Origin of the sequence: Bradyrhizobium sp. (assembly GCF_049581145.1) — a bacterium.
Taxonomy (GTDB): Bacteria; Pseudomonadota; Alphaproteobacteria; order Rhizobiales; family Xanthobacteraceae; genus Bradyrhizobium.
In genome coordinates this window covers 1-2,586 of record NZ_JBAURI010001270.1, presented here as the reverse complement: position 1 = coordinate 2,586, position 2,586 = coordinate 1, and the positions used below count along the sequence as shown (strand labels likewise).

The window sequence follows — 2,586 nt, the reverse complement described above, 5'->3', positions numbered from 1 at the left end:
GCTCCGGCCCATCGCCGCGCTTTGCGCTGTTCGCCGCGGCCTCGGCTGAAGCGGACCGAATCGCCAAACGATTTCCCGCGTTGCTGGAGCCCGCGCTCCGTCCGCCGCTGCAGCAGGATGGATCATGGCTGGCGCGACCCGACGGCTATGCCGCCTGCGCGGCAAAAGTCGGCGACGAAGCGGTGATCGAACGCTATCTGGCGGAGCAGGTTTGAGAGCTGGACTGTCGGTTACGTGCACCCGTCGACCAGCACCAGTTTGCTCGTCGTCGTCGCATGGCGCACCTTGAACAGGTGCTGGATTTCGCCGTCCGCCAAAAATGCTTCTGCGTTTTCGCGTGCTGGAAACTCGATGATGACCATGCGTTCGGGTTTCCAGTCGCCCTCGATCGTGGTGGGCTGAACCCCCTGAACGATGTATTGTCCCGCATGTTTTGCGATGAATGCGGGGATTTCCGCGATGTATTGTTTGAAACCGCCAAAATCATTCACCGACAAGTCCAGCACCAGATAGGCTTTCATCCTTGCCTCGCGAACCAGTGGTTGCAACTTTCGCAACTCATTGACCTGTGGTCAAAACGTCAAAATCACTCTGATGAACCACTGGCTGACGAACACTATGCCGGCCGCTGCATCACCATCATAGCCGGGCCGGCCATGCCGGCAATGCCCGCCCTCGCGGCAGGCCGGCCATCCCCGGTCGATGGCTCATCAGGATGCGGGCCGAGCAATCCGTAGCAACAACTAAAAAAGCGTCGTCCCGGCCAAGCGAGCAACGCGAGCGCTGCGCCGGAACCCATAACCACAGGCGGGTGGTGTCGGGCACGCTGGGGCCACCTCGTATGTCAGCGACAAAGCCCGACGTGACGAGGGACGCCCCAATTCAACCATCAGCGACCCAACGCGCCATTTGCACTGACCGCTGCGCGGCATAGAATCCAGCCGGCCTGCTCGCAACGGCATTCATCGGGGCGCGACGGAGATCGGCGCTGGCCGCCTCAAAGCTGACACCCGGATCTGGAAACCGAGGAGACACCGAGATGGCTACCGAGATGGCTGAAGCAGCCGCCCGCCAATATGTCACCCATCTGGACATCAAGTTCGATCCGCTGACATTGATCGACGTTTCTTCGCTGGCGACGGCGGTCACCGATCGATGGTACAACCAGACGCTCTGCAAGGTAAATGAGTCCGTTGTCCGCCTTGGCGTCATGCAGGGTGAATACCATTGGCACAAGCACGATCATGATGACGAGTTCTTCTTCGTCCTCAGCGGCCGTTTCATCATCGATCTCGAGGGGCACTCCATCGAGCTGCTTCCCAATCAGGGTTTCACTGTGCCCAGGGGAGTGTTGCATTGCACGCGTGCGCCCGAAAGGAGCGTGATCCTGATGGTCGAGACCGCCACGATCGTGCCCACTGGGGATGCCTGATCCGAACCGTTCGAACTGGTGGCTGTTGCGCCTGCCGCGCAGCGATGTCCGCTGCTGTGCCGGCGGCACGGTCGAGAGATGTCGACGGCTCCCGGAATGCCGGGCCATTGCGGCGCACCGGCGCCGACAGGGCGAGCCGCGCGAACCGGGCGACTGCCCCGCGCGCTAGCGCGGCTCGAGCGGATGTCCCAGCAGGCGATCGAATTCCCGCTTGCTGATCAGGTAGCACTCGCAGGCGTGTCTTTCGAGGCCGGCTCGATCCAGGATGGTGACGTGTCCGCGATTGTATTCGATGAATTTCCGATGCTTCAGCTTGGCGGCGACTTCGGTGACGCTGGTGCGACGAACACCCAGCATCATCCCCAGGAACTCCTGCGTGAGCAGAAACTGATCCGATTGCACGCGATCATGCGTCATCAGGAGCCAGCGGCAACAGCGCTGCTCGATGGAATGGAAGTGAGCGCATGCCGCCGATTGCGCCACCTGGTTGAAGAAGGCATGCGCGTAATGCAGCATGACGGTCCGCATTCCCGCGCCGACCTTCAATTCGTTGCGCAGGATGTCCGCCCGCAACCGCAAGCCGGAGCCGGGCACCTGAATATAGGCACTGGTGGTGGCGCGCCGGTCACCGAGAATGACGGGGAGACCGACCATGCCTTCATTGCCGACGGTGCCGACTTCAGCGGCCGAGCCGTTTTCCATCGTGTTGATCAGGGAGGCGACACCCTCGATCGGAAAATACACGAACGGGATATCCTCATTGGCTTCGTAGAGCGGCTGGCGATAGTCCAGCTTCACCGGTGCGAGATGCGCCCGAAGGCGATCGGAATCGTCCGTATCCAGGAGCTGCAACAGACGGTTGAGGTGCGATTGCCTGTCCATGGTGCGATCCTGTCGATTGGAACAGTTGAGCAGTCGAGTGATCACTGGATCGGACATCCGACCCCCGTGCCGCCGGGGATGCTTGAAGCTCCCGTGGACCACCTGAGACTCGACGTGGCCTGTCGTCTCGCGGACGGCCCTTTGAGAGGCCGGTACCGGACGGTCAATCGTTGTGCCATGTTTCACAATTGCGGCCAGGGGACAAGTGGCGAGCGAACCGGACGTCGAGCAGGCGCCGCGACGCGCGCGCCGACCGGCTGGCGCGGCAACCT

General features: G+C 61.8%; 3 protein-coding genes and 1 pseudogene. 2 read left to right on the top strand and 2 right to left on the bottom strand.

Annotated features, from left to right (window positions below; genetic code table 11):
- A pseudogene (locus WCB02_RS40335) lies at positions 1-215 on the top strand (monooxygenase); the annotation flags it as partial.
- Positions 216-230: 15 nt separating this feature from the next.
- Here the strand turns inward: WCB02_RS40335 and WCB02_RS40330 are convergent.
- Entirely contained in the window at positions 231-521 is a 291-nt protein-coding gene (locus tag WCB02_RS40330) for a DUF1330 domain-containing protein (protein ID WP_423968182.1), read from the bottom strand.
- A 518-nt stretch (positions 522-1,039) separates the two neighbouring features.
- Here WCB02_RS40330 and WCB02_RS40325 point away from each other — a divergent pair.
- Positions 1,040-1,432, top strand: coding sequence for a cupin domain-containing protein (locus WCB02_RS40325; protein ID WP_423968180.1), 393 nt, complete (start codon positions 1,040-1,042; stop codon positions 1,430-1,432).
- A gap of 165 nt (positions 1,433-1,597) precedes the next feature.
- Here WCB02_RS40325 and WCB02_RS40320 read toward each other — a convergent pair whose 3' ends face one another.
- Positions 1,598-2,314, bottom strand: coding sequence for a Crp/Fnr family transcriptional regulator (locus tag WCB02_RS40320; protein WP_423968178.1), 717 nt, complete (start codon positions 2,312-2,314; stop codon positions 1,598-1,600).
- Positions 2,315-2,586: the final 272 nt, after the last annotated feature.